This window comes from Microbispora sp. H10830 (genome assembly GCF_014161375.1).
GTDB classification, from domain to species: Bacteria; Actinomycetota; Actinomycetes; order Streptosporangiales; family Streptosporangiaceae; genus Microbispora; species Microbispora catharanthi.
In genome coordinates, this window is record NZ_JABBWX010000009.1 from 1 (window position 1) to 22,277 (window position 22,277).

The following is a 22,277-nucleotide window of genomic DNA, read 5'->3' on the forward strand; positions in this document are numbered from 1 at the left end:
GCCGACCGGCAGGGGCACGATCTTTCATCAGGGCTCGAAGCCCAGGAGAACCAAGTGCTCACCTGCCGGGGGCTACCAGGCACCGAGTCTGCCGGAAGGCGACTCGCTAACACTCATTAGGAGAACGACCGGATGAACGGCCAGGCGATCGGCCGCGTGGCGGCCGGTGGGGCGGCCTCGTCGCCTACAACAACTCGCTCACCCAGGACGACCTGAGGGACATCGGCTCCTTCCAGATCCTCGCGACGGCGTGCGCCGCGGTGACCGTGATCGGCGCCGCGCTGTACCTCGCCGCCGCGGTGGCGGGCCGAGGCGCCTGACAGCCGGATTTCTCCCGGTCAGCGGGATTCGCCGGATCGCCGGCGGGTCCCGCTGACTAACGTCTGGACAGCTTGAAGACCGGAGTGGAGGATCCCCCATTGACTCAGGAAGCGCCCCGGACAGCTCCGGACGTGCTCGCCCCGGCGAAGCTGGGGCCGGTGACCCTGCGCAACCGCATCATCAAGGCGGCCACGTACGAGGGGCTGAGCCGTAAGAGCCTCGTCACCGACGAACTCATCGAGTTCCACGTACGGCACGCCCAGGGCGGCGTCGGCATGACCACCGTGGCCTACTGCGCGGTCGCCCCTGAGGGGCGCACGGACGCGCGCCAGATCCAGTGGACCCCAGAGGCGCTGCCGGGCCTGCGCAGACTCACCGAGGCCGTGCACGCCGAGGGCGCCGCCGTCGCCGCGCAGATCGGCCACGCGGGGCCGGTCGCCAACCCCAAGTCGAACAGGCTGCCCTCGCTCGGCCCCACCCGGCACTTCCACGCCACCACGACGAGCTTCACCAAGGCCGCGACCCGGGACGACCTGCGGCGGATCGTCGCCGCGCACGCCCACGCCGGGAAGATGGCGATCGAGGCGGGCTTCGACGCGGTCGAGATCCACCTCGGGCACAACTACCTCGCCAGCTCGTTCCTCAGCCCGCGGGTCAACCACCGCAAGGACGAGTACGGCGGCAGCCTGGAGAACCGGGCCCGCCTGTCGCGGGACATCGCCCGCGCGGTGCGCGACGCGGTCGGCGACCGGATCGCCATCACGGCCAAGCTCAACATGGACGACGGCGTGCCCGGCGGCTTCTGGCTGGACGAGTCGATCAAGGTCGCGCAGTGGCTGGAGGAGGACGGCTCGCTCGACGCGCTGGAGCTCACCGCCGGCAGCTCGCTGCTCAACCCCATGTACCTGTTCAAGGGCGACGCCCCGCTGCGCGAGTTCGCCGCGGTCATGAAGCAGCCGGTGAAGCTCGGCGTCCAGCTCGTCGGCAAGCACTTCCTGCGCGCCTACCCCTACAAGGACGCCTATCTGCTCGACGACGCCCGGCAGTTCCGCGCCGCGCTCAAGACGATGCCACTCATCCTGCTCGGCGGGATCACCAACAAGCAGGTCATGGACCAGGCGATGGCCGAGGGCTTCCAGTTCGTCGCGATGGCCCGGGCGCTGCTGCGCGAGCCGGACCTGATCAACCGCATCCAGGCCGACAACAGCGTCAGGTCGCTGTGCATCCACTGCAACAAGTGCATGACCGCGATCTACGGCGGCACGCACTGCGTGCTGACCGGCCCGATCGCCGTACGGCAGAAGGGGTAGCGGTGCGCCGGGAGACCATCGCCGACCTGCTGCTCGACCGCCTGGGCGACGACCACCCCGGCCTGCGGACCCGCGAGCGCACCTGGACCTGGGACGAGGTGGTGCGGGAGAGCGCCGCCCGGGCGGCGCTGGCCCGGGCGCTCCGCGTGAAAGGTCCCTTCCACATCGGGGTGTTGCTCGACAACACCCCCGAGTACATCTTCTGGCTCGGCGGCGCCGCGCTGAGCGGCGCGACGATCGTCGGGATCAACAGCACCCGCCGGGGCGCATACCTGGAGCAGGAGGTCAGGCACACCGATCTGCAGCTCGTCGTCACCGACGCGGCCGGTCTCAGACTGCTGGACGGCCTCGACATCGGCGTGCCGCGCGACCGCTTCCTGCTGGTGGACGCCGACGACTACGCGGACACGGTCGCCGCGCACGCCTGTGAGCCGGTCCGCGACCCGGAGATCACGCCCAAGACGCGGATGCTGCTGCTGTTCACCTCGGGCACCACCGGCGCGTCCAAGGCCGCCGTCTGCTCCCAGGGCCGGCTGACCGGGCTGGGCTACGCCAACTGCGAGAAGTACGACGTGCGGCGGCACGACGTCAGTTATTGCTGCATGCCGCTCTTCCACGGCAACGCGCTGATGGCGCTGTGGGCGCCGTCGCTGACCGCCGGGGCGACGGTCGTCCTCGTGCCGAAGTTCTCCGCCTCCGGGTTCCTGCCCGACGTCCGCTTCCACGGCGTCACGTTCTTCACCTACGTCGGCAAGGCCATCGCGTACATCCTGGCGCAGCCCGAGCGGTCCGACGACGCCGACAACACGCTCGACCACGCCTTCGGCACCGAGGCGTCGCCGGAGGACCAGGCGGAGTTCCTGCGCAGGTTCGGCTGCCGGCTCATCGAGAGCTACGGGTCGAGCGAGGGCGCCGGCATGATCAAGCTCGCGCCCGAGGGCCCGGCCTCCGCGCTCGGCCGCCCGGCGCGCCCGGGCGTACGGGTGGTCAACCCCGAGACCCGCGAGACCTGCCCGCGCGCCGTGCTCGACGCGCACGGCCGGGTGACCAACGCCGAGGAGGCCATCGGCGAGATCGTGGACGTCGACGGTGCGGCGAGGTTCGAGGGCTACTACAAGAACGAGGCGGCCGACGCCGAGCGGGTCCGGCACGGCTGGTACTGGACCGGAGACCTCGGCTACATCGACGAGGACGGCTACATCTACTTCGCGGGCCGGTCGGGCGACTGGATCCGGGTGGACGGCGAGAACATCTCCGCGCTGCTGACCGAGCGTGTGCTGCGGCGGCACCCGCTGATCGTCGCGGCCGCCGTGTTCGGCGTGCCCGACCCGCGCTCCGGCGACCAGGTCATGGCCGCGCTCGAGATCCCCGAGGGCACGTCGTTCGAGGACCTCGGCCTGCCGGAATTCCTGACCGCGCAGGAGGACCTCGGCACCAAGGGGGCCCCGCGCCACGTGCGGGTCTCCCACGCGCTGCCGGCCACCGGGTCGAACAAGCTGCGCAAGAAGGAGATGCAGATGGAGGGCTGGCGGACCGGCGACGCCGTCTATCGATGGGCCGGCCGGGGCGCGCCCGAATACACCCTCATGACCGGACAGGACAAGGCCGCGCTGCGCGAGGAGTTCGCCGCCAACGGGCGCCTGCGCTTCCTCGGTCAGGCGTGAAGGAGAGCGGACATGGATCTGCGTGAGAGTCCCGAGCAGCGCGAGCTGCGCCGGGAGCTGAGGGAGTACTTCGCGGGCCTGCTGCCCGAGGACGAGCGGCGCCGCGTCGGGGAGGAGGGCGTCGGCGGCCCCCGGTTCCGCGAGGTCGTGCGGCGCCTCGGCGCCGACGGCCGGCTCGGCATCGGCTGGCCGGTCGAGTACGGCGGGCAGGGCCGGTCGATCGAGGAGCAGTACGTGTTCTTCGACGAGGTCCAGCGGGCCGGGCTGCCGTTCCCGTTCGTCACCGTCAACACGGTCGGCCCGACGCTGATGAGCCACGGGTCGCCCGAGCAGAAGAAGCGGTATCTGCCCGGCATCCTGTCCGGCGACGTGGTCTTCGCGATCGGCTACACCGAGCCCGGCGCGGGCACCGACCTCGCCTCCCTCACCACCCGGGCGGTCAGGGACGGCGACGAGTGGGTCGTCGACGGCAGCAAGATCTTCACCAGCGGCGCCAACACGGCCGACTACGTGTGGCTGGCCTGCCGTACGGACCCCGACGCGCCCAAGCACAAGGGCATCTCGATCCTGATCGTGCCGACGGACGCGCCCGGCTTCTCCTGGAGCCCCATCCAGGCCGTGGGCGGGATGGTCGTGACGGCCACCTACTACAGCGGCGTACGGGTGCCGGCCGACGCGGTCGTCGGCGAGGTGAACGGCGGCTGGCGGCTCATCACCCACCAGCTCAACCACGAGCGGATCGGCCTGGCCGCGCTCGGCGGCCGGATGATCCAGCTCTGGGAGCAGGTCGCCGGCTGGGCGCGCGACAACGGCGCGATGGAGCTGCCGTGGGTGCGGCGGGACCTCGCCCGCGCGTACGCCCGGCTGGAGGCGATGCGGCTGATGAACTGGAAGATGACCGGCGCGGTCGCGCGTGACGCGCTGTCGGGCGCGGACGCCGGGGCGGCCAAGGTGTACGGCACCGAGACCCACATCGACGTGCAGCGCACGCTGTCGGGGATCCTCGGCGCGGGCGGGCGCGTCCGCCCCGAGTCGCCGGGCGCGGTGCTCGCCGGGCAGATCGAGCAGCTGTCGCGGCAGGGCATCGTCAACACCTTCGGCGGCGGCGTGAACGAGGTCCTGCGGGACATGGTCGCCACCCAGGGTCTCGGACTTCCCCGGGCGGGTCGCTGATGACCGCCTATGAGGACTTCGCCGGACGGGAGATCGTCCCGCTCCGGGAGGGGCCCGACCCGGTGAACGTGCCCATGATCCGGCACTGGGCCGAGGCGATGGGCGACCGCAACCCCGTCTACCTGGACGACGACGCCGCCCGCGCGACCGGCCGTCCCGGGATCGTCGCGCCCGCGTCGATGACGCAGGCGTGGACGATGCGGGGGTACGCCGCGAGCATCACGGGCTCGGATGCGGGGCCGGGAGCGGAGGAACTGAACGCGCTGCTCGAGAAGGACGGCTACACCTCGGTGGTGGCGACCGACTCGGAGTTCGAGTTCCACCGGGAGCTGGTCGTCGGCGACCGCGTGAGCGTCCGTGAGGTCGTGGAGTCGATCTCCCCGGAGAAGAGCACCGCGCTGGGCGTGGGACGGTTCGTGACCACGGTCCGCACCTACACCGACCAGGATGGTGACGTCGTCGCCGTGCAGCGCTGGCGCCTGCTCCGGTTCCGGCCGAAGGCCCCTTCTCCGGAAAAGCGGGCCCCGGAGGCGTTGCGGCCGCGGCCCGCGGTCAACCGGGACAACGCGTTCTGGTTCGAGGCGGCGCGTGAGCACCGGCTGGTGATCCAGCGCTGCTCCGCGTGCGGGACGCTGCGCCACCCGCCCGGCCCGTGCTGCCCGCACTGCGGCTCGTTCGAGTGGGACGTCGCGGAGGCGTCGGGCCGCGGGCAGGTCCACAGCTTCGTGGTCGCCCACCACCCCCGCCACCCGGCGTTCGAGTATCCGCTGATCGTCGCGGTCGTGGAGCTCGACGAGGGCACGCGGCTCGTCACCAACCTGGTCGGCGTGGAACCCGGAGAGGTCGAGATCGGCATGCCCGTCGTCCTCGACTGGCTGGACGCCGATCCCGACCTGTCACTTCCGGTGTTCCGCCCGCAGGAGAACGACTGATGGACTTCACGCTGGACGAAGAGCTCGAGGCGGTGCGTGCCCTGGCGGACCAGATCTTCGCCGACCGCGCCACGACCGAGCGCGTACGCGAGGTGGAGGGCTCGCCGAGCCGCCTGGACGAGGAGCTGTGGGCGGAGCTGGGCAAGGCCGGCCTGCTCGGCATCGCGCTGCCGGAGGAGGCGGGCGGCGCCGGACTGGGCCTGGGCGCGCTGTGCGTGCTGCTGGAGGAGCAGGGCCGCCACGTCGCCCCGGTGCCGCTGTGGCCCGCGGCCGTCGGTGCGCTCGCGGTCGCCGCGCACGGCACCCCCGAGCAGCGTGAGAGCCTGCTCCCCGCGGCGGTGGACGGCTCGTCGCGGCTCACCGTGGCGCTGGAGGAGTTCGGCCCGGCCGACCCGGCCACGCCGCGCTGCACGGCCCGGCGACAGAGCGACGGCTGGCGGCTGACCGGCGTCAAGGCCGTGGTCCCATCGCCGTTCGGTGCGGGCCACGTGCTGGTCTCGGCCGCGGCAGAGGGAGGGCCGGGCCTGTTCCTGGTCGCCGGCGACGCCGATGGCGTCTCCTGGGAGGCCGAGGAGACCACGACGCACGACCTCGCCGGCACCCTCACCCTGGACGACACCCCGGCGCGGGCGGTCGGCACGCCGGGGGACGGCGCGGTGGCGTGGACGATCGAGCGGGCGGCGGTCGCGCTGGCGGCCGTGCAGCTCGGCGTCGCCCAGGGTGCGATCCGGCACGCCGTGACCTATCTGTCCGAGCGCAAGCAGTTCGGCCGTCCGCTCGGCACCTTCCAGGCGGTGCAGCACCAGCTCGCCGACTGCTACATCGACGTCGACGCCGTCCGCGTGTGCCTGTGGCAGGCGGTCACCTCCTTGCAGGAAGGCGGGGACGCCGCGGCGGCCGTGCTCGTCGCCAAGTGGTGGGCCGGGGACGCCGGGCTGACCGTGGCGCACCGGGTGCAGCACGTCCACGGAGGCATCGGCGTCGACGTCGACTACCCGGTCCACCGGCACTTCCTGTGGGCCAGGCAGATCTCCGGCACGCTCGGCGGGCCGAGCGCCGACCTCGCCAGGCTCGGCACGGTGATCGCGGCGGGAAGGATCCCCGAATGAACCGGCGAACGTACGAGGAGGTGGCGGTGGGGGAGGAGCTGCCCGTGCTGCCGATCCCGCTGACCCGCACGCTCATCGTGGCGACCGCGATCGCCGGCCGCGACTACCAGGACGTCCACCACGACCCCGGCCTCGCGGTCGAGCGCGGGTCGAAGGACATCTTCATGAACATCCTCACCACCAACGGCCTGGTCGACCGGTACGTCACGGAATGGGCGGGCCCGGCCGCCGTCGTCACGGCGATCAGGATCAGGCTCGGCGTGCCCAACCACCCCGGCGACACGATGACGCTGACCGGCACGGTCACCGCCAAGCACGACGAGTACCGCCGGGTCGAGATCGCCGTACGCGGCGATAACGGCCTGGGCGCACACGTGACCGGCACCGTCGCCGTGCGGCTTCCCTCGAAGGAGGCGACATGAGCCGGCTTTCCGGCGCGGCGGCCATCGCCGGCATCGGGGCCACCGAGTTCTCCAAGGACTCCGGCCGCAGCGAGCTGCGGCTCGCCTGCGAGGCCGTGCTCGCGGCCATCGCCGACGCCGGCCTGAAGCCGTCCGACGTGGACGGGATGGTGACGTTCACCGCCGACACCAACGCCGAGATCCACGTCGCCCGCAACACCGGCATGGGCGACCTGACGTTCTTCTCGCGCATCCCGCACGGCGGCGGCGCGGCCTGCGGCACCGTCCAGCAGGCGGCGATCGCCGTCGCGACCGGCGTCGCCGACGTCGTCGTCTGCTACCGGGCGTTCAACGAGCGGTCCGGTGTGCGCTACGGCCTCGGCCAGGCGGACCGGCCGGTCGAGACTGCGGCCGACATCGGGGCGGACGGCGCGGCGTACGCGTGGCTCACCCCGTTCGGCTTGTCGACGCCCGCCCAGTGGGTGGCCATGTTCGCCCGCCGCTACATGCACGAGTACGGCGCGACCAGCGAGGACTTCGGCCGGGTGGCAGTGGTGGACCGCAAGCATGCCGCGAACAATCCGGCGGCCTGGTTCTACCAGCGGCCCATCACCCTGGAGGACCACCAGGCGTCGCGCTGGATCGCCGAGCCGCTGCACCTGCTGGACTGCTGCCAGGAAACCGACGGAGGCCAGGCGCTGGTCGTGGTCTCGGCCGAGCGGGCGCGCGACCTGCCGCACCCGCCCGCCGTCATCCTCGGCGCGGCCCAGGGTTCGGGCGGCGACCAGCACATGATGACGAGCTACTACCGTCCCCGCATCACCGGCATCCCCGAGATGGGGCTGGTCGGGCGGCAGCTGTACGCGCAGAGCGGTCTCGGCCCCGCGGACATGGACGCGGCGATCCTGTACGACCACTTCACGCCGCTGGTGCTGCCGCAACTGGAGGAGCTGGGCTTCTGCGCCCCTGGCGAGGCCAAGGACTTCGTCGCCGAGGGCAACCTGGAGCTCGGCGGGCGGCTGCCGTTCAACACGCACGGCGGCCAGCTCGGCGAGGCGTACCTGCACGGCATGAACGGCATCGCCGAGGCCGTCCGCCTGGTGCGGGGCACCAGCGTCAACCAGCCGGAAGGAGTGCGCAACGTGATCGTGACGGCGGGCACCGGGGTGCCCACCAGCGGCCTCGTGCTCGGAGCCGGCCGGTGAACGCCGGCGAGATGAACGCTGCCGAGTGGGCCGGCCGCGACCTCGGCGAGCGCACGGTCGCCTACGACGAGCGGGAGGCGATCCTCTACGCGCTCGCCGTCGGCGCCCCGGCCACCGACCTCGACCTCGTCTTCGAGGAGCGGCTGCGGGTGCTGCCGACGTTCGCGCTGACCAAGGCCCAGTGGGCGCCGGACGCGCTCGGCTCGCTGGGCGCGTTCGACACCCGGACGGCCGTGCACGGCTCCCAGCGGCTGGAGGTCCGCACGCCGCTGCCGCCGGCGGGCGAGCTGACGATGAAGGCCCGCGTCGCCCGGGTCTGGGACAAGGGCGGCGCCGCGGTCTTCGAGGTCGAGGTGGACAGCGAGTTCTTCCTCGCCACCTGGTCGCTGTTCGCGCCGGGCCGCGGCGGGTTCGGCGGCGAGCGCGGTCCTTCGGCTCCGAAGCGGCCCGAGACGCCGCCCGCGCGTCAGCTGCGGCTGGACACCTCGCCCAACCAGGCCGCGCTCTACCGCCTGCTCGGCGACCGGCACCACATGCACATCGACCCGGAGGCGGCGAAGGCGGCCGGGATGCCCAGGCCGTTCATGCACGGCCTGGGCACGCTGGCGGCGGTGACGCTGCCGCTGGCCGACGCCGTGGGCGCGCACCCGGCCGGCCTGGCCGAGCTCGCGGGCAGGTTCGCCGCCCCGGTCTTCCCCGGCGACCGCCTCGACCTGCGTACGTGGGACGAGGAGGGTGCCGTGGTCTTCGAGGCGGCGGTGAACGGCACGCCCGTGCTCACGGGCGGGCGCGCCGTCTTCCGCGAGGCTCAGCCGCGCGTCGCCAGGTAGCGGGCGGGGACCTCGCCTCCACCGTGCACCGGGACGTCCGCCCCGGTGAGGTAGGAGGCGAGGTCGCTCGCCAGGAAGAGGCAGGCGTTCGCCACGTCCTGCGGCACCGCCAGCCTGCGCATGGGGATGACCTCCGACAGCGTCGCGCCGCCGTCCTCGCCGTACAGGGAGGCGGCGGCCTCGGTCCTGATGAGGCCGGTGGTGATGTGGTTGACCCGCACCTTCGGCGACCATTCCAGCGCCAGCGCCCTGGTGAGCATGAGCAGCCCGGCCTTGGCCGCCGAGTACGCCGCCGTGCCCGGCTGCGGGTCCACGCCGGAGACGCTGCCGATGTTGACGATCGACCCGCCGGTCTCCTGCTCGCGCATCACGAGGTTGGCCGGCTGGGCCACGTAGAACGGCGCGAGCAGGTTGAGGTCCACGATCCGCTCGACGAACCGCGGCGAGACCGTCGCCGCGTCGGCGTTCGGCGACCCTCCGGCGTTGTTGACCAGCACGTCGAGCCGGCCCAGGTGGTCCACGGTCTGCCCCACCAGCCGGGCCGCCTCCGCGGGGTCGCGGATGTCGGCGGCGACGAAGCGCGCCGTCCGGCCGCCCGCCGAGGGCGGCTTCTCCGGCTCGTTCCGCCCGCACACCACCACACCGGCGCCCGCGGCGAGGAATGCCTCGGCGATCACGAAGCCGATGCCCTTGGTCCCTCCGGTGACCAGCACCGCCCGGCCGCCGAAATCCACCGTCACGTTCACCGTTTTCCTCCCACGTCTCGATACGACCCAGGGAGGGTACGGCCGACCGCCCGCCGGTGGGGGAGAGGTACCGGCCAGCGGGACCACGCCTGACGCGCCGGGCCGGGACGGCCCACCATGGCGGTCATGACCGAGAACGAGGCGCTGACGATCCCGGGAGTGCTGGAACAGGCGGCCCGGGAGTTCCCGGGCACGGAGGCGGTGGTGGACGGCACGTCCCGCCTGACCTACGCGGAGCTGCACGCCCGGGTGCGCGAGGCGGCCCGCGGCTTCCTCGCGCTCGGCGTGGAGCCGGGGGAGCGGGTGGCGATCTGGGCTCCCAACAGCACGCGGTGGATCGTCACCGCCCTCGGCGCGCTCTGCGCCGGCGCCGTCGTGGTGCCGATCAACACCCGATACAAGGGGGAGGAGGCCCGGTGGCTGCTGGCGCGCAGCCGCGCCCGCGTGCTGTTCACCGAGGACGGCTTCCTCGGCAACGGCTACCTCGCCATGCTCGGGGTCACCGCTTCCGGCACGCCGGACCTGCCCACCCTCACCACGGCGGTGGCGTACGACGGGCCACGGCCGGGCGCGACGAGCTGGGACGACTTCCTCGCGGTGGGCGTGACCGTGCCGGAGGAGGAGGCGTGGGAACGCGCCGCGGCGGTGCGTCCCGACGACGTGGCCGACATCCTGTTCACCTCCGGCACCACCGGCAGGTCCAAGGGCGCGATGTGCACCCACCGGCAGAACGTCCGCACCTACCTCGCGTGGAGCGCGCGGACCGGTCTGCGCCACGACGACCGCTACCTGATCGTTAACCCGATGTTCCACACCTTCGGCTACAAGGCCGGGGTGTTCGCCTGCCTGCTCAGGGCCGCCACGATGGTGCTCCAGCCGGTGTTCGAGCCGGACGAGACGATGCGGCTGGTCGAGGTCGAGAAGATCACGGTGCTGCCCGGCCCGCCGACCGTCTACGTCTCCATGCTCGACGCGCCCGGCCGCTCCCGTTACGACCTGTCGTCGCTGCGGCTCGCGGTCACGGGTGCCTCGGTCGTCCTGGTGGCGCTCGTGCGCCGCCTGCGGGCCGAGCTGTTCCCTCAGGTGGTCACCGCGTACGGGCTGACCGAATCGTGCGGCACGGTCACGGCGTGCTCGGTGGAGGACGACGACGTGACCGTCGCCACCACCTCCGGCCGCCCGATCGAGGGCGTGGAGGTGCGGGTGACCGGCCCGGACGGCGCGCCGGTGCCGGTGGGCGAGGACGGCGAGATCGTGGTGCGCGGGCACAACGTGATGGTCGGCTATCTGGACGACGACGCGGCGACGGCGGCGGCGATCGTGGACGGCTGGCTGGTGACCGGCGACCGCGGCCGGCTCGATGAGCGGGGCTACCTCGCCATCACCGGCCGGTCGAAGGACATGTTCGTGGTCGGCGGCTTCAACGTGTATCCGGCCGAGATCGAGCAGGTGCTCGCCGCCCATGAGGGCGTCGCCGAGGCCGTGGTGATCGGCGTGCCGGACGCCCGGATGGGCGAGGTCGGCCGGGCCTACGTCGTGCCCCGCGCCGGCGCGGCGGTCACCCCGGAGGCGCTGACGGCCTACTGCAGGGAACGCCTGGCCAACTTCAAGGTGCCCCGCGAGGTCGTCCTCACGGCCGGTCTGCCGCGCAACGCCACCGGAAAGATCGACAAGGCCGCGCTGGGAGCACACCCGTTGTAAGGGCGCGGGCGGAAACCTCCACACCTGAAATTCACATTCTGTCACCTTTTGATTCGACAACCTGCGATTCGCTGGTGCAGTTCTTGCCCTGTTTTTTGGTGGGGCCAATATGCGAGCTAATGGCGGAGCGCTTTCAAAACGGCCCATGAAGATCTTGACCCGTCCGGAGGTGATACCTAGCCTTCATGGGAGCGTTCCCACCTCCGCCCCGCACCACCGTTCCGTGAAGGAGAGCCATGCGGCTTTCTGTGGATTTCGCCTGCAATCGCGCCGGAACAGCGGAGCTCGCGTGGGGACAGCGGGACATATGGAGGGCCATCGACGAGGTGGGGCCGGACAGCGCGCACTATTTCAACGTGCCCCGGCTCCTCGCCGTCCCGCGCGCGGGCGGCCCACGCGATCCCCAGGTCGTGGCGGCCGCCCTGACGGAGGTGATGGGCCGCCACGACGCCCTGCGATCCCTGGTACGGCTCGGCGCGGCCGGGCCCTATCAGGAGGTGGCGGCGGCCGGGACCGTGTCGATCGAGCTGGTCGAGGCGGCACGCGGAGACGCGGACGATGCCGCGGCGGACCTCGTCGACCGCCTGGCCGGTCGCTCCTTCGGCGACGGCGAGCAGCCGCTGCGCGCCGGTCTCGTGGTCTGCGACGGCGCCGCCACCCACGTGGCGCTCGTGCTCAACCACGTCGTCGCGGACTGGCGCGCGGCCGACGTCGTGGTGCGCGACCTGCGGATGCTGCTGCTCCGCGGGACGATCACACGGCCGCCGTCATCGCAGTTGCTCGACCTGGTGCGGGATGAGGAGACGGCGTCGGCCCGTTCCGAGCGGGTGATCGCGCAGTGGGAGGCGCTTCTCCGGACCGTGCCGTCCGCCATGTTCCCGCACGTGGTCGGAGCGGGCGCGACGCCGAGGTACGCGCGGGTCGTGCTGTCGTCGCCCCGGCTCAACCACGCCGCTCAGGTGCTCGCCCGTCGTACCGGCGTCAGCACCGCCACCGTCCTGCTGGTGGCGGTCACCATGCTGCTGCGCGAGCTGACCGGGCACGAGGTGTGCGCGATCACCCCGATCGTGCACAACCGCTTCAGCGACAGGACTCGGGACCTGGTCACCAGCCTGAACCAGCTGGGGCTGTTCACCCTGGGCCCGTGCGGAGGCCTCGCCGAGACCTTGGTGAGCGCCTATCCGGCGGTTCTCGCCTCTTACCGGCGCGCGCGCTTCGACTCGCTGGCCCTGCACGCGATGATCGACCGGATGAGCGCCGACCGGGGCGTCCCCATGTTCCCGTCGTGCTGCTTCAACGACCTGCGTCCCGGCGAGGATCCGGGCGGCGCCGGCCGCGCGGACGGGGAGTCCGAGCTGGAGTGGCTCCCCGGCACGGACAAGCGCAGCTGTGACTTCTGTGTGGCCCTGATGCGCTGGAAGGGCACGCTCGGCGTGGAGTTGAGCGCCGACACCACCCGCCTGCCCGAGGGCGAGATGGCCGCCCTGCTGCACCGGCTGGAGTCCTTCGTGGTCGGCGCGGCTCAGTCGCCCTCGTAAGGCAGCTCGACGGCGGACGCGCCTGACCTGCGCGACCCGCTGCTGGGCCACGTAGTACTCGTGGTGGCAGGGCGCGTAGTAGGAGCCGGCGACGCGGATCCACTGGGGCTGCCGCAGCCCGTCGCGGAAGGCCTGCCGGTGCGCCCAGTCGAGCCGGATGCCCGCCCGCTCCAGGACCGGCGGGTCGGCGGGCCGCCAGGCCATCCCCGCATCGGCGCGCTACGCCTCCCGCAGCCTGCTACACCCGCAGCCGCCTGGCGTGGGTCGGCTGGTAGGTGAAGGTCCAGCGGTCGGTGCCGGCTTTGTGGCGGGTGTAGCGGTCGGGGTGCTGGTAGCGGTCGCGGTTGTGGAACTGGCAGGCGGGGCCGAGGAGTTTGAGGTCGGTGTGGCCGCCGGTGCTCCAGTTGTCGGCGTGGTCGATCTGGCAGAGGGTGGCGGGTAGTGGGCAGCCGTCGATCCAGCAGGTGGCGTAGCGGGCGAACACGGCCCTGCGTTGGGCGGGGGTGGCCAGGCGGACCTTGCGGCCCATGTCCAGCACCTGCCCCTCGGCGTCCATGACCAGGCGGACCAGGGTGCTGGTGCGGGCAAGGCGGTGCACGCTGGAGACCGGCAGCATCTGCCCGGTCGCCAGCAACACCCCCGGCGCCACCCCCAGCCACGCCCCCGGCAGCGTCCCTGGCGCTGTTCTCGGTGCTGTTCCCGCTGGCATCCCCAGCTCCGGCCCCGGCACACCCGGCGGCGTCTCCGGCGCTGCTCCTGGTGTCCCCGGCGCGCACGAGCACCGTGCCTCGCCGCCGCATCCGCACCCGCCCTCGCCGGGCCGCCGATGCTCGTGGCCGTGGTTTTCACACGTGCTCTGCGCATGTCGGCAGTCCCCCGCAGGCCGATGCCCGGCGTGGGCGTGATGTGCGGAGGCGTGCTCGGGAGGAGGATCTGGCGATTGCGCTGCGTGCGGAGGTGCTGCGTGCGGAGGCGCGCCACCGCCGCAGGTAGGCCATGCTGCTGCGCGCCTGGGGCCTGCTTCAGCTTGGGCCGCACCACTGTCGCGGCCTACGCCCTTCGCGGGTGCGGTGTCGTCGCCCTCGACAGGGGCGGCGCTCGCGGTGTCGTGCTCGCTGGCCCCGTGCCTATCGGCCCCACGCTCACAGGTCCCGTGCTCATCGGCTCCGGGATCGCGAGACTCCTCATCGCGGGGGCCGGTGCCGGCAAGGTCAAGGTCGGCGCTCGCGGCTGCATCGGCACCCGCATTGGCTGTCGAACCCGCATCTGCCTCGGCCTCGGCAGTGCCGGGGTCAATTGGCTGGAAGGGGCCCTCATCCTGGGCAGGTGCGGCAGCGCCGGTGCTGCCCATGGCGCCGGGGGCACTGGTGTTGTCGACGTCGTCGGGGTCGTCAGCGCTTCCGGCGTAGCCGGTGGCGCCGGTGTCCTCGCTGTCCCGGCCGTTCGCGGGGTGGTCGGTGCCGGGGGCGGCGGGTTGGGCGTCGGCGGGTTCGGGGTCGGTGGGGAGGGATTCGGCGTTGACCAGGACCAGGAGCTCAGTGGCGATCTTCTGCTCCAGCAGCGCGATGAACGCATCCGCCTGGCGGACCCGCAACGGCCGGTCATCTCCCTCCGCGCGCGGTTTGGCGTAGGCGTCCAACAGGGCCCGCAGCCGGGCGGCCGCCTCGCGCGGCAGGTAGAACTCCCCCTCCAGGCCCCCGCCTTTGGTGGGGCGGACCCTCAGGAACCGCCGCCCGAAGTCGGCCCGCTCGTCGCGTTCTTCCCCGTCGGGGTCCAGCACCGCCCGCAGATAGCGGCCCGCCTTGGCCACCTCCGCCGCGCCCGCCTTACCCGCCAGCTCCAGCAAAATCGGCTCAGCCAGGTTGGCGTGCTCATCGCTCAAGTGCGCGGTGGCGGTGCAGATGGCCTCCACCACCCCCGTCGCCAACCCACCCGCGGCGAACTTCTCCCGCACCCGAGGCAGACGCGCCAACTCCACCGCCAGCGTGAGCAGACGGCCGGCACCGGGCACGCTCATGCCTCCGGCGGTACGCAACCAACTGCGGGTCGAGGCATGCCCATGCCGCCTGGCCTGCCTCGCACCATGCACCCGCCCCACCCGATCCGCCAACGCGCACGTGATCCGATCCCGCGCGAACAGCAACTCCTCAGCCTCGGCAAGACAGATATCCACATCGTCCGGCACCGCCGCCAACGCCAACGCCTGCGCCGACTCACGCAGCGAACCCACCAACACCCACGACGACCGGGCCTTGTCCCGACCGGCACCCCCAGACCGGGCACTCGCGGCACAGCCATCGGTGGCCTCGTCGTTCTGAGCGTTGGCCACATCACCGTCACATGAACCATTGCCCGGGCTCTCGGAACTCCGCATCTCGGCCTCAACGATCGGAAAGTGGCCGATGGAGTATTCGTCGCGGGCAAGCGAACCATCGGACGACCACAGAGGCGAATCGGCGATCAGCCGATCCCACCAGACGTCATCAGTCTTATTCGTACGACGAGAGCGATCAGGATCCAGATCGAACAGATCCATCTCACCCTCCTCAACAAATTCGAAAACTTGTATGAATTCTTTCACCTCTTCTCTGCAGGAAGCAACTCGCCGAGCGGATTAGTTGGAGTTGCAGGCGGTGTTCGAGAAGCTTTGTGGCAGAAAATGCCGCAAAGCCCACGTGGCGACCAGGCCCTGACCGTGAACTTCACTTGTGTGCGGTTAGTGGGAATTCGCGACATACGCGCGCAAAACGCGGGGGCGGCCCGGGGATGAACGGTCAGTCACCGCCCGAACTGCCGACGGCCCGCCCCTGCCGGACTTGGTTGGCGGTCGCCCGGCCGCCGCCCCGCGTGCGCGGCCGGGCGAAGCATTACAGGGCCAGAATCACCAGGCCCAGAATCACCAGGCCCAGGCCTCGGGGCCGGGGCCACCGTTGCCGATGGGCGGGAACAATTCGTCCAGCCGGGCCAGGGTCTCGGCTGACAGCTCGGTGCGCAGCGCGGTCAGCGGCAGGTCGAGCTGCCCGGGGGAGCGTGGCCCGATGACCGGGGCGGTCACCCCGGGCCGCGACAGCAGCCAGGCGAGCGCGACCGTGGTGGGCTCCTCGCCGATCTCGGCGCAGAGCTTCTCGTAGCCCTCGATGGCCGCCCGGTGCGGCTCGACCCGCTCGGGGGCGTGGAGCACGCTGCGGCCGTCCGCGCCCTCGCGCTGCTTGCGCAGTGCCCCGGACAGTGCGCCGAAGTGCAGCGGCGAGTAGGGCAGGATCCCGATCCCCAGCTCGATCGCCGCGGGCAGCACCTCCAGCTCGACGTGCCGGGTGAGCAGGTTGTACTTGCACTGCTCGGAGACCAGGCCGAGGAAGTTCCTCCGGTCCGCCGCAGCCTGGGCGCGGGCGAGGTGCCAGCCGGCGAAGTTGGACGACCCGACGTACCGCACCTTGCCCTGGACGACCAGCGTCTCCATGGCCTGCCAGATCTCCTCCCACGGCGTGTCCCGCTGCACGTGGTGCATCTGGTAGAGGTCGATCCGGTCGGTCCGCAGGCGGCGCAGCGACGCCTCGCAGGCGGCGATGATGTGACGGGCCGACAGCCCGCCGTCGTTCGGCCAGTCGGTCATCGGGGCGTACACCTTCGTGGCCAGAACGACCCGGTCCCGGTGGCCGGTCTTGCCGAACCAGCGGCCGATGAACTGCTCGCTCAGGCCGTCGCCGGTCTCGCGGCCGTACATGTTCGCGGTGTCGACGAAGTTGACGCCCTCCTCGTGCGCCCGGTCGAGAATCGCGTGGCTCTCGGTCTCGCCGATCTGCCAGCCGAAGTTCATGGTGCCCAGGCAGATCCGGCTGACGAGGAGACCGGTCCGCCCCAAACGGGTGTATTCCATGCGGCGACCGTAGGAACCGGGGGGTGCTCTCCGTTAACCGTTCGAGCATGCTCGAATGGACGGGTGATCCGGATCGAGTTCGCCCCCGCCGACCTGCTGCGGCTCAGGTTCGCGCACAGCCCGATGGCGGAGGTCGTGGCAAGTTGCCTCGCCCTGCGCTCCCGCTCGGCGCGCCTGGTCCCCGCGTCCTGGCGGGCCCGGGCCGAGCCGCTGCTGCGGAGCCTGACCACACTCCGCCCGCTGGTCCCGGGCCCCACCGGATATGTGCCGGACTTCCTCACCCCGGCGCCGTCCACCACCCGCCCGACCCTGGAGCAGGAACTGCGGGTGGTGGCCGCCACGCCGCTCGACCGGGTCGCGTCAGAGGTTGACCGGGCCTGGGGCGGGCACAGCGCGCCGCAGGAGGTCGAGCGGTTCTCCACCGATCCGGCGGGTGCGCTGGCCGTGACGGTGCGGGAGATCCGGCGCTACTTCTCGACGGCGATGGCGCCGAGCTGGCCTCGGCTGCGCGCGCTCGCGGAGGGTGAGCTGACCCGCCGCGGGCTGCTCGCCGCCGAGCGCGGGCCGTGGGCGTTGCTGACGGACCTCCACCCGCGCCTCGACTGGGACGGTGAGGCGCTGCGACTGGCGTACGCCAAGGACGGCGAGTTCGGCCTGGACGGGCACCCGCTCACCCTGCTGCCGACCGGGTTCTCCGGCACGCACGTGTACACGATGACCGATACCCCGTCCGGACGTGCGCTGTGGTACGCACCGCGCGGCCACGGCCGGCTGTGGGACCGGCCCGTGGCGGCCGAGCCGCCGGCGGCACTGGCGGCCCTGCTCGGCCCGACCCGTGCGGCCGTGCTCGCCCTGCTGGCCGAACCGTCCAGCACGGGGGAGGTGGCCGCCGCCCTCCGGCTGGCCCCGGCGACCGCCTCACACCACCTGACCACGCTCAGGGACGCCGGCCTGGTGACCGGCGAACGGGACGGCCGCCGGTTGCGCTACCGGCGCACCGGCCTCGGCGAACAGCTCGCGGGGGAGGATCAGGCGCCGTAGACGGGCTCGGGCGCGGCTGCGCCGGCGAGCAGCTTCGCCACCTCCGGCCCGATCTCCGCGGGGTCCCAGCGGGCGCCCTTGCCGGCGACCGGGCCGTGCCGGAAACCTTCCATGACGCAGATCCGGCCGCCCTCGACCTCGAAGACCCGGCCGGTGACGTCCTTCGACTCGGCCGAGCCCAGCCAGACCACCAGCGGGGAGACGTTCTCCGGGGCCATCGCGTCGAACCCGCCCTCCCCGGGGGCGGCCATCGTCTCTGCGAAGACCTGTTCGGTCATCCGCGTACGGGCGGCCGGGGCGATGGCGTTGACGGTCACGCCGTAGCGGCCGAGCTCGGCCGCCGCGACCAGGGTCAGGCCCACGATGCCCGCCTTGGCCGCCGAGTAGTTGCCCTGTCCCACGCTGCCGAGCAGGCCCGCGCCCGACGAGGTGTTGACCACTCGCGCGTCCACCGGGCGGCCGGCCTTCGACTCGGCGCGCCAGTGCAGCCCGGCGTGCCTGAGCGGCAGGAAGTGGCCCTTCAGGTGCACGCGGATCACCGCGTCCCACTCCTCCTCCGACAGGTTGACCAGCATCCGGTCGCGGAGGAACCCGGCGTTGTTGACGAGCACGTCGAGGCGGCCGAAGTGCTCGATCGCGCTCGCCACCAGCCGCCGCGCGCCCTCGTCGGTGGCGATGTCGGACCGGTCGGCCACCGCCTCGCCGCCCAGCGCGCGGATCTCCTCGACCACCTCCTGAGCGGGACCCCCTGATCCGGTGTCCGACCCGCCCTCGCCGGACAGGCTGACCCCGAGGTCGTTCACCACGACCTTCGCGCCCTGGCGGGCGAACTCCAGCGCGTGCGCCCGGCCGAGGCCGCGCCCCGCGCCGGTCACGATCACGACTCGATCCCTGCAGATCATCTCCGGACTCCTCGATAGGCCGGCCCTCGCCTGGGCCGTTCCGCTCTGCTAGCGTAATTTCTAACAAATGTTAGATGGAAAGGCAGCGTATGGGAATCTCGACCAGCCGTCACGGCGAGGGCGTCGCCGAAGTCGTGGTGGACGCCCCGCCGGTCAACGCGCTGACCGTACGCGCATGGTTCGAGCTCGCCGACGCCGTACGGGAGGCCGGGCGCGACCCGGAGATCCGCGTCGTGGTGCTGCGGGCCGAGGGCCGCGGGTTCAACGCCGGCGTGGACATCAAGGAGATGCAGGCGACCAGCGGGTTCGACGCGCTGGTGGGCGCCAACCGCGGCTGTTATGAGGCGTTCGCGGCGGTCTACGAGTGCGAGGTCCCCGTGGTCGCGGCCGTGCACGGCTTCTGCCTCGGCGGCGGTGTGGGGCTGGCCGGCAACGCCGACGTCGTGGTGGCCTCCGACGACGCCTACTTCGGTCTGCCCGAAGTGGAGCGGGGCGCGCTCGGCGCGGCCACCCACCTCGCCAGGCTGGTGCCCCAGCACCTGATGCGCGCGATGGTCTACACGTGCCGCAACGTCACCGCCGCCGAGTTGCACGCGTTCGGCTCGGTGCTCGAGGTCGTGCCGCGCGAACGGCTGCGCGAGGCGGCGCTGGGGGTGGCGGCCCAGATCGCCGCCAAGGACCCGTACGTCATCCGGCGGGCGAAGGAGTCGCTCAACGGCATCGACCCGGTCGACGTCAAGCGCAGCTACCGGTTCGAGCAGGGCTTCACGTTCGAGCTCAACCTCATGGGCGCCGGCGACCGGCACCGGGACGCCTTCGTCGCGGAAGGAGGCCGGTGATGGGCGTCGTCACCTCCATCGAGGAGATCGTCGGCTCGCTGGAGAGCGGCATGACGATCGGCATCGGCGGCTGGGGCTCCCGGCGCAAGCCGATGGCGCTGGTGCGCGCCATCTACAGGTCCGCGCTGACGGACCTGACGATCGTGTCGTACGGCGGGCCGGACGTGGGCCTGCTCTGCGCGGCGGGCAAGGTGCGCCGGGTCGTCGCCCCGTTCGTGACGCTCGACTCGATCGCCCTCGAACCGCACTTCCGGGCGGCCCGGCAGCGCGGGGCCGTCGAGTTCACCGAATATGACGAGGGCATGTTCATGTTCGGCCTCCTCGCTGCGGCGCACCGGCTGCCGTTCCTGCCGACGCGGGCCGGGCTCGGCTCGGACGTGATGCGGGTCAACCCCGGCCTGCGGATGGTCCGCTCGCCGTACGACGACGGGGAGGAACTCGTGGCGGTGCCCGCGCTCACGATGGACGTGGCGCTGGTGCACATGGACGTGGCCGACACGCGGGGCAACGGCCGTTATCTCGGGCCCGATCCGTACATGGACGACCTGTTCGCCAAGGCGGCCGGGCGGTGCTTCGTGTCCTGCGACCGGATGGTCGAGCCGGGCGAGCTGGGCGGACCGCCGCAGACGCTGCTGGTCAGCCGCATGCACGTCGCCGGCGTGGTCGAGACCCCCGGCGGCGGCCACTTCACAGACTGTCACTCCACCCACGGGGGGCAGGGCCGGGACGAGATGTTCCAGCTGCACTACGCCGCCTCGGCGGCCGATCCGGAGGCGTGGGCGGCGTTCGCGGACCGGTTCCTGTCCGGCGACGAGGCGGCCTACCAGGAGAGCGTGCAGCAGTGGCGTGAGGAGGGGCGATGAGCGCGACCCGGGCGGAGATCTGCGTCGTGGCCTGCGCGGAGGCGTGGCGCGGCGACGGCGAGATCCTGGCGGCGGCCATGGGCACCTGCTCCATCCTGGGCGCCCGGCTGGCCCGGCTCACGTTCGACCCCGGCCTGCTGACCACGGACGGCGGCGCGCTGCTGACCGCCGAGGCGGTGCCGTTCGGTGCGCCCGCGGGGGCGGTCGAAGGCTGGCTGCCGTTCCGCGAGCACCTGTGGCTGGTGCAGAACGGGCGCAGGCACGTGATGATGGGCGCCTCTCAAATCGACAAACACGGCAACACGAACATCTCGGCCATCGGCGACTGGGCTCGGCCGAAGTCGCAGCTGCTCGGCGTGCGCGGGGCCCCCGGCAACACGATCTGCAATCCGACCAGCTACTGGATCCCCAAGCAGTCCACCCGGGTGTTCGTCCCGAAGGTGGACGTGGTCAGCGGTGTGGGCCACGACCGTGCGGCCGGGCTGGGCCCGCAGGCCGCCCGCTTCCACGACCTGCGGCGGGTGGTGACCGACCTCGCCGTGTTCGACTTCGGCACCCCCGACGGCTCGATGCGGCTGGTCTCGGTGCATCCCGGCGTCGAGGTCGAGCAGGTGAAGGCCGCCACCGGGTTCGACCTGACGATCGACGGCGATGTGCCGGAGACCCGTCGGCCCACCGACGAGGAGCTGCGCGTCATCCGCGAGGTGCTCGATCCGAAGGGACTACGCTATCGGGAGGTGAAGTCATGATCGGGCCGACGCTGGACACCCCGCTCACGCGGCTGACCGGCGTCCGCCACCCGGTCGTGCAGACCGGCATGGGCTGGGTGGCCGGCCCCCGGTTGGTGTCGGCGGTGGCCAACGCGGGTGGCCTCGGCATCCTCGCCTCGGCCACGATGACCGCCGGTCAGCTCGCCGCCGCCATCGAGGAGGTGCGCTCGCGTACGGACGCGCCGTTCGGGGTGAACCTGCGCGCCGACGCCGGCGACGCGGGCGAGCGGGTCGACCTGCTGATCAGGAACCGGGTGAAGGTGGCCTCGTTCGCGCTGGCCCCGCGCCAGGAGCTGATCGCCAAGCTCAAGGACGCCGGGATCGTGGTGATCCCGTCCGTCGGTGCCAGGCGGCACGCGGAGAAGGTCGCCGCCTGGGGCGCCGACGCCGTGCTGGTGCAGGGCGGCGAGGGTGGCGGCCACACCGGCGCGGTCGCCACGACGCTGCTGCTGCCCCAGGTCGTGGACGCCGTCGACATCCCGGTGATCGCCGCAGGCGGCTTCTTCGACGGGCGCGGTCTCGCCGCCGCTCTGGCGTACGGCGCGGCGGGGGTGGCGATGGGCACGCGGTTCCTGCTGACCTCGGACAGCTCGGTCCCGGAGGCGGTCAAGCGGACCTATCTCGGCATGTCGGAGACCGTCGTCACCCGTCAGGTGGACGGCATGCCGCACCGGGTGCTGCGCACCGAACTGGTGGACGGGCTGGAGCGGTCGGGGACGGTGTCGGGCCTGGTCCGGGCGGTGCGCAACGCCGCCCGCTTCAAGAAGATCTCCGGCATGTCGTGGCCCGCCATGATCCGTGACGGCCTGGCCATGAAGCACGGCAAGGAGCTGAGCTGGTCGCAGGTGCTGATGGCGGCCAACACCCCGATGCTGCTCAAGGCGGCAATGGTGGACGGCCGCCCGGACCTCGGCGTGATGGCGTCCGGCCAGGTCGTCGCGCTCATCGACGACCTGCCCACGTGTGAGGAGCTCATCGACTCCGTCGTCACGCAGGCCGCCGAGGTCGTCCGCGCTCTCAGCGGGAGTCTTGCCCAAACTATGTAGACCGGTCTA

At 72.1% G+C, this 22,277-nt stretch carries 19 protein-coding genes; 15 read left to right on the top strand and 4 right to left on the bottom strand.

Features of this window, described 5'->3' with window-relative positions; translation table 11 throughout:
• Positions 1-419: 419 nt before the first annotated feature.
• From HHX35_RS22480 to HHX35_RS22515, 8 genes are read left to right on the top strand one after another with little or no spacing between them, the layout of a single operon-like run.
• A complete protein-coding gene (locus tag HHX35_RS22480) occupies positions 420-1,631 on the top strand; it encodes an NADH:flavin oxidoreductase (protein WP_182900728.1) in 1,212 nt (403 codons plus the stop codon).
• A gap of 2 nt (positions 1,632-1,633) precedes the next feature.
• Positions 1,634-3,295, top strand: a complete 1,662-nt coding sequence (locus HHX35_RS22485) for an AMP-binding protein (RefSeq protein ID WP_182900729.1) — start codon at positions 1,634-1,636, stop codon at positions 3,293-3,295.
• A gap of 12 nt (positions 3,296-3,307) precedes the next feature.
• Entirely contained in the window at positions 3,308-4,468 is a 1,161-nt protein-coding gene (locus tag HHX35_RS22490; RefSeq protein WP_182900730.1) for an acyl-CoA dehydrogenase family protein, read from the top strand.
• Positions 4,468-5,400: a bifunctional MaoC family dehydratase N-terminal/OB-fold nucleic acid binding domain-containing protein gene (locus tag HHX35_RS22495; protein WP_182900731.1), complete on the top strand. Its 933-nt coding sequence runs from the start codon at positions 4,468-4,470 to the stop codon at positions 5,398-5,400. The genes HHX35_RS22490 and HHX35_RS22495 overlap by 1 nt, the downstream gene beginning before the upstream one ends.
• Positions 5,400-6,509 carry an acyl-CoA dehydrogenase family protein gene (locus HHX35_RS22500; protein ID WP_182900732.1) on the top strand — a complete coding sequence of 370 codons (1,110 nt, stop codon included), beginning with the start codon at positions 5,400-5,402 and terminating at the stop codon, positions 6,507-6,509. Before HHX35_RS22495 ends, HHX35_RS22500 begins: the two co-directional genes overlap by 1 nt.
• Entirely contained in the window at positions 6,506-6,931 is a 426-nt protein-coding gene (locus tag HHX35_RS22505; protein WP_182900733.1) for a MaoC/PaaZ C-terminal domain-containing protein, read from the top strand. Before HHX35_RS22500 ends, HHX35_RS22505 begins: the two co-directional genes overlap by 4 nt.
• A complete protein-coding gene (locus HHX35_RS22510) occupies positions 6,928-8,115 on the top strand; it encodes a lipid-transfer protein (RefSeq protein ID WP_182900734.1) in 1,188 nt (395 codons plus the stop codon). The genes HHX35_RS22505 and HHX35_RS22510 overlap by 4 nt, the downstream gene beginning before the upstream one ends.
• Positions 8,112-8,945 carry a MaoC/PaaZ C-terminal domain-containing protein gene (locus tag HHX35_RS22515; RefSeq protein ID WP_310739229.1) on the top strand — a complete coding sequence of 278 codons (834 nt, stop codon included), beginning with the start codon at positions 8,112-8,114 and terminating at the stop codon, positions 8,943-8,945. Before HHX35_RS22510 ends, HHX35_RS22515 begins: the two co-directional genes overlap by 4 nt.
• Here the strand turns inward: HHX35_RS22515 and HHX35_RS22520 are convergent.
• Positions 8,924-9,691, bottom strand: coding sequence for an SDR family oxidoreductase (locus HHX35_RS22520; RefSeq protein ID WP_182900735.1), 768 nt, complete (start codon positions 9,689-9,691; stop codon positions 8,924-8,926). The genes HHX35_RS22515 and HHX35_RS22520 overlap by 22 nt on opposite strands.
• A 126-nt stretch (positions 9,692-9,817) precedes the next feature.
• Here HHX35_RS22520 and HHX35_RS22525 point away from each other — a divergent pair, with 126 nt between their 5' ends.
• Both HHX35_RS22525 and HHX35_RS22530 read left to right on the top strand, forming a co-directional pair.
• Positions 9,818-11,392 carry a FadD3 family acyl-CoA ligase gene (locus tag HHX35_RS22525; RefSeq protein ID WP_220505751.1) on the top strand — a complete coding sequence of 525 codons (1,575 nt, stop codon included), beginning with the start codon at positions 9,818-9,820 and terminating at the stop codon, positions 11,390-11,392.
• Positions 11,393-11,628: 236 nt separating this feature from the next.
• Positions 11,629-12,930, top strand: a complete 1,302-nt coding sequence (locus HHX35_RS22530) for a condensation domain-containing protein (RefSeq protein WP_182900737.1) — start codon at positions 11,629-11,631, stop codon at positions 12,928-12,930.
• Between the two features lie 238 nt (positions 12,931-13,168).
• On the opposite strand, the gene HHX35_RS22535 is transcribed toward HHX35_RS22530, so the two are convergent.
• Positions 13,169-15,466, bottom strand: a complete 2,298-nt coding sequence (locus tag HHX35_RS22535; protein ID WP_182900738.1) for a DUF222 domain-containing protein — start codon at positions 15,464-15,466, stop codon at positions 13,169-13,171.
• Between the two features lie 360 nt (positions 15,467-15,826).
• Positions 15,827-16,807 (bottom strand): aldo/keto reductase, encoded by a 981-nt coding sequence (locus HHX35_RS22540; protein WP_182900739.1) that lies wholly within the window; start codon positions 16,805-16,807, stop codon positions 15,827-15,829.
• Positions 16,808-16,870: 63 nt separating this feature from the next.
• Between HHX35_RS22540 and HHX35_RS44715 the strand changes: the two genes are divergently transcribed.
• Positions 16,871-17,848 (top strand): helix-turn-helix transcriptional regulator, encoded by a 978-nt coding sequence (locus tag HHX35_RS44715; protein ID WP_182900740.1) that lies wholly within the window; start codon positions 16,871-16,873, stop codon positions 17,846-17,848.
• Here the strand turns inward: HHX35_RS44715 and HHX35_RS22550 are convergent.
• Entirely contained in the window at positions 17,836-18,750 is a 915-nt protein-coding gene (locus tag HHX35_RS22550; RefSeq protein WP_182900741.1) for an SDR family oxidoreductase, read from the bottom strand. The genes HHX35_RS44715 and HHX35_RS22550 overlap by 13 nt on opposite strands.
• 89 nt (positions 18,751-18,839) lie before the next feature.
• Between HHX35_RS22550 and HHX35_RS22555 the strand changes: the two genes are divergently transcribed.
• Genes HHX35_RS22555 through HHX35_RS22570 form a run of 4 tightly spaced genes read left to right on the top strand, consistent with a single transcriptional unit; the run spans position 18,840 to position 22,268 of the window.
• Positions 18,840-19,589, top strand: a complete 750-nt coding sequence (locus tag HHX35_RS22555; RefSeq protein ID WP_182900742.1) for an enoyl-CoA hydratase family protein — start codon at positions 18,840-18,842, stop codon at positions 19,587-19,589.
• Positions 19,589-20,452 carry a CoA transferase subunit A gene (locus tag HHX35_RS22560; RefSeq protein ID WP_182900743.1) on the top strand — a complete coding sequence of 288 codons (864 nt, stop codon included), beginning with the start codon at positions 19,589-19,591 and terminating at the stop codon, positions 20,450-20,452. Before HHX35_RS22555 ends, HHX35_RS22560 begins: the two co-directional genes overlap by 1 nt.
• Positions 20,449-21,201, top strand: a complete 753-nt coding sequence (locus HHX35_RS22565; protein ID WP_182900744.1) for a CoA-transferase subunit beta — start codon at positions 20,449-20,451, stop codon at positions 21,199-21,201. The genes HHX35_RS22560 and HHX35_RS22565 overlap by 4 nt, the downstream gene beginning before the upstream one ends.
• Positions 21,198-22,268 (top strand): nitronate monooxygenase family protein, encoded by a 1,071-nt coding sequence (locus tag HHX35_RS22570; protein WP_182900745.1) that lies wholly within the window; start codon positions 21,198-21,200, stop codon positions 22,266-22,268. Before HHX35_RS22565 ends, HHX35_RS22570 begins: the two co-directional genes overlap by 4 nt.
• The last annotated feature ends 9 nt before the right edge of the window (positions 22,269-22,277 follow it).

What these genes read in the sequence shown, in the direction of transcription:
- HHX35_RS22505 (WP_182900733.1), top strand. Translation starts at nt 6,506, where the DNA reads ATGAACCGGCGAACGTACGAGGAGGTGGCGGTGGGGGAGGAGCTGCCC.
- HHX35_RS22565 (WP_182900744.1), top strand. Translation starts at nt 20,449, where the DNA reads ATGAGCGCGACCCGGGCGGAGATCTGCGTCGTGGCCTGCGCGGAGGCG.
- HHX35_RS22540 (WP_182900739.1), bottom strand. Translation starts at nt 16,807, where the DNA reads ATGGAATACACCCGTTTGGGGCGGACCGGTCTCCTCGTCAGCCGGATC.
- HHX35_RS22535 (WP_182900738.1), bottom strand. Translation starts at nt 15,466, where the DNA reads ATGGATCTGTTCGATCTGGATCCTGATCGCTCTCGTCGTACGAATAAG.
- HHX35_RS22555 (WP_182900742.1), top strand. Translation starts at nt 18,840, where the DNA reads ATGGGAATCTCGACCAGCCGTCACGGCGAGGGCGTCGCCGAAGTCGTG.
- HHX35_RS22495 (WP_182900731.1), top strand. Translation starts at nt 4,468, where the DNA reads ATGACCGCCTATGAGGACTTCGCCGGACGGGAGATCGTCCCGCTCCGG.
- HHX35_RS22530 (WP_182900737.1), top strand. Translation starts at nt 11,629, where the DNA reads ATGCGGCTTTCTGTGGATTTCGCCTGCAATCGCGCCGGAACAGCGGAG.
- HHX35_RS22500 (WP_182900732.1), top strand. Translation starts at nt 5,400, where the DNA reads ATGGACTTCACGCTGGACGAAGAGCTCGAGGCGGTGCGTGCCCTGGCG.
- HHX35_RS22550 (WP_182900741.1), bottom strand. Translation starts at nt 18,750, where the DNA reads ATGATCTGCAGGGATCGAGTCGTGATCGTGACCGGCGCGGGGCGCGGC.
- HHX35_RS22525 (WP_220505751.1), top strand. Translation starts at nt 9,818, where the DNA reads ATGACCGAGAACGAGGCGCTGACGATCCCGGGAGTGCTGGAACAGGCG.
- HHX35_RS22490 (WP_182900730.1), top strand. Translation starts at nt 3,308, where the DNA reads ATGGATCTGCGTGAGAGTCCCGAGCAGCGCGAGCTGCGCCGGGAGCTG.
- HHX35_RS22560 (WP_182900743.1), top strand. Translation starts at nt 19,589, where the DNA reads ATGGGCGTCGTCACCTCCATCGAGGAGATCGTCGGCTCGCTGGAGAGC.
- HHX35_RS22510 (WP_182900734.1), top strand. Translation starts at nt 6,928, where the DNA reads ATGAGCCGGCTTTCCGGCGCGGCGGCCATCGCCGGCATCGGGGCCACC.
- HHX35_RS22570 (WP_182900745.1), top strand. Translation starts at nt 21,198, where the DNA reads ATGATCGGGCCGACGCTGGACACCCCGCTCACGCGGCTGACCGGCGTC.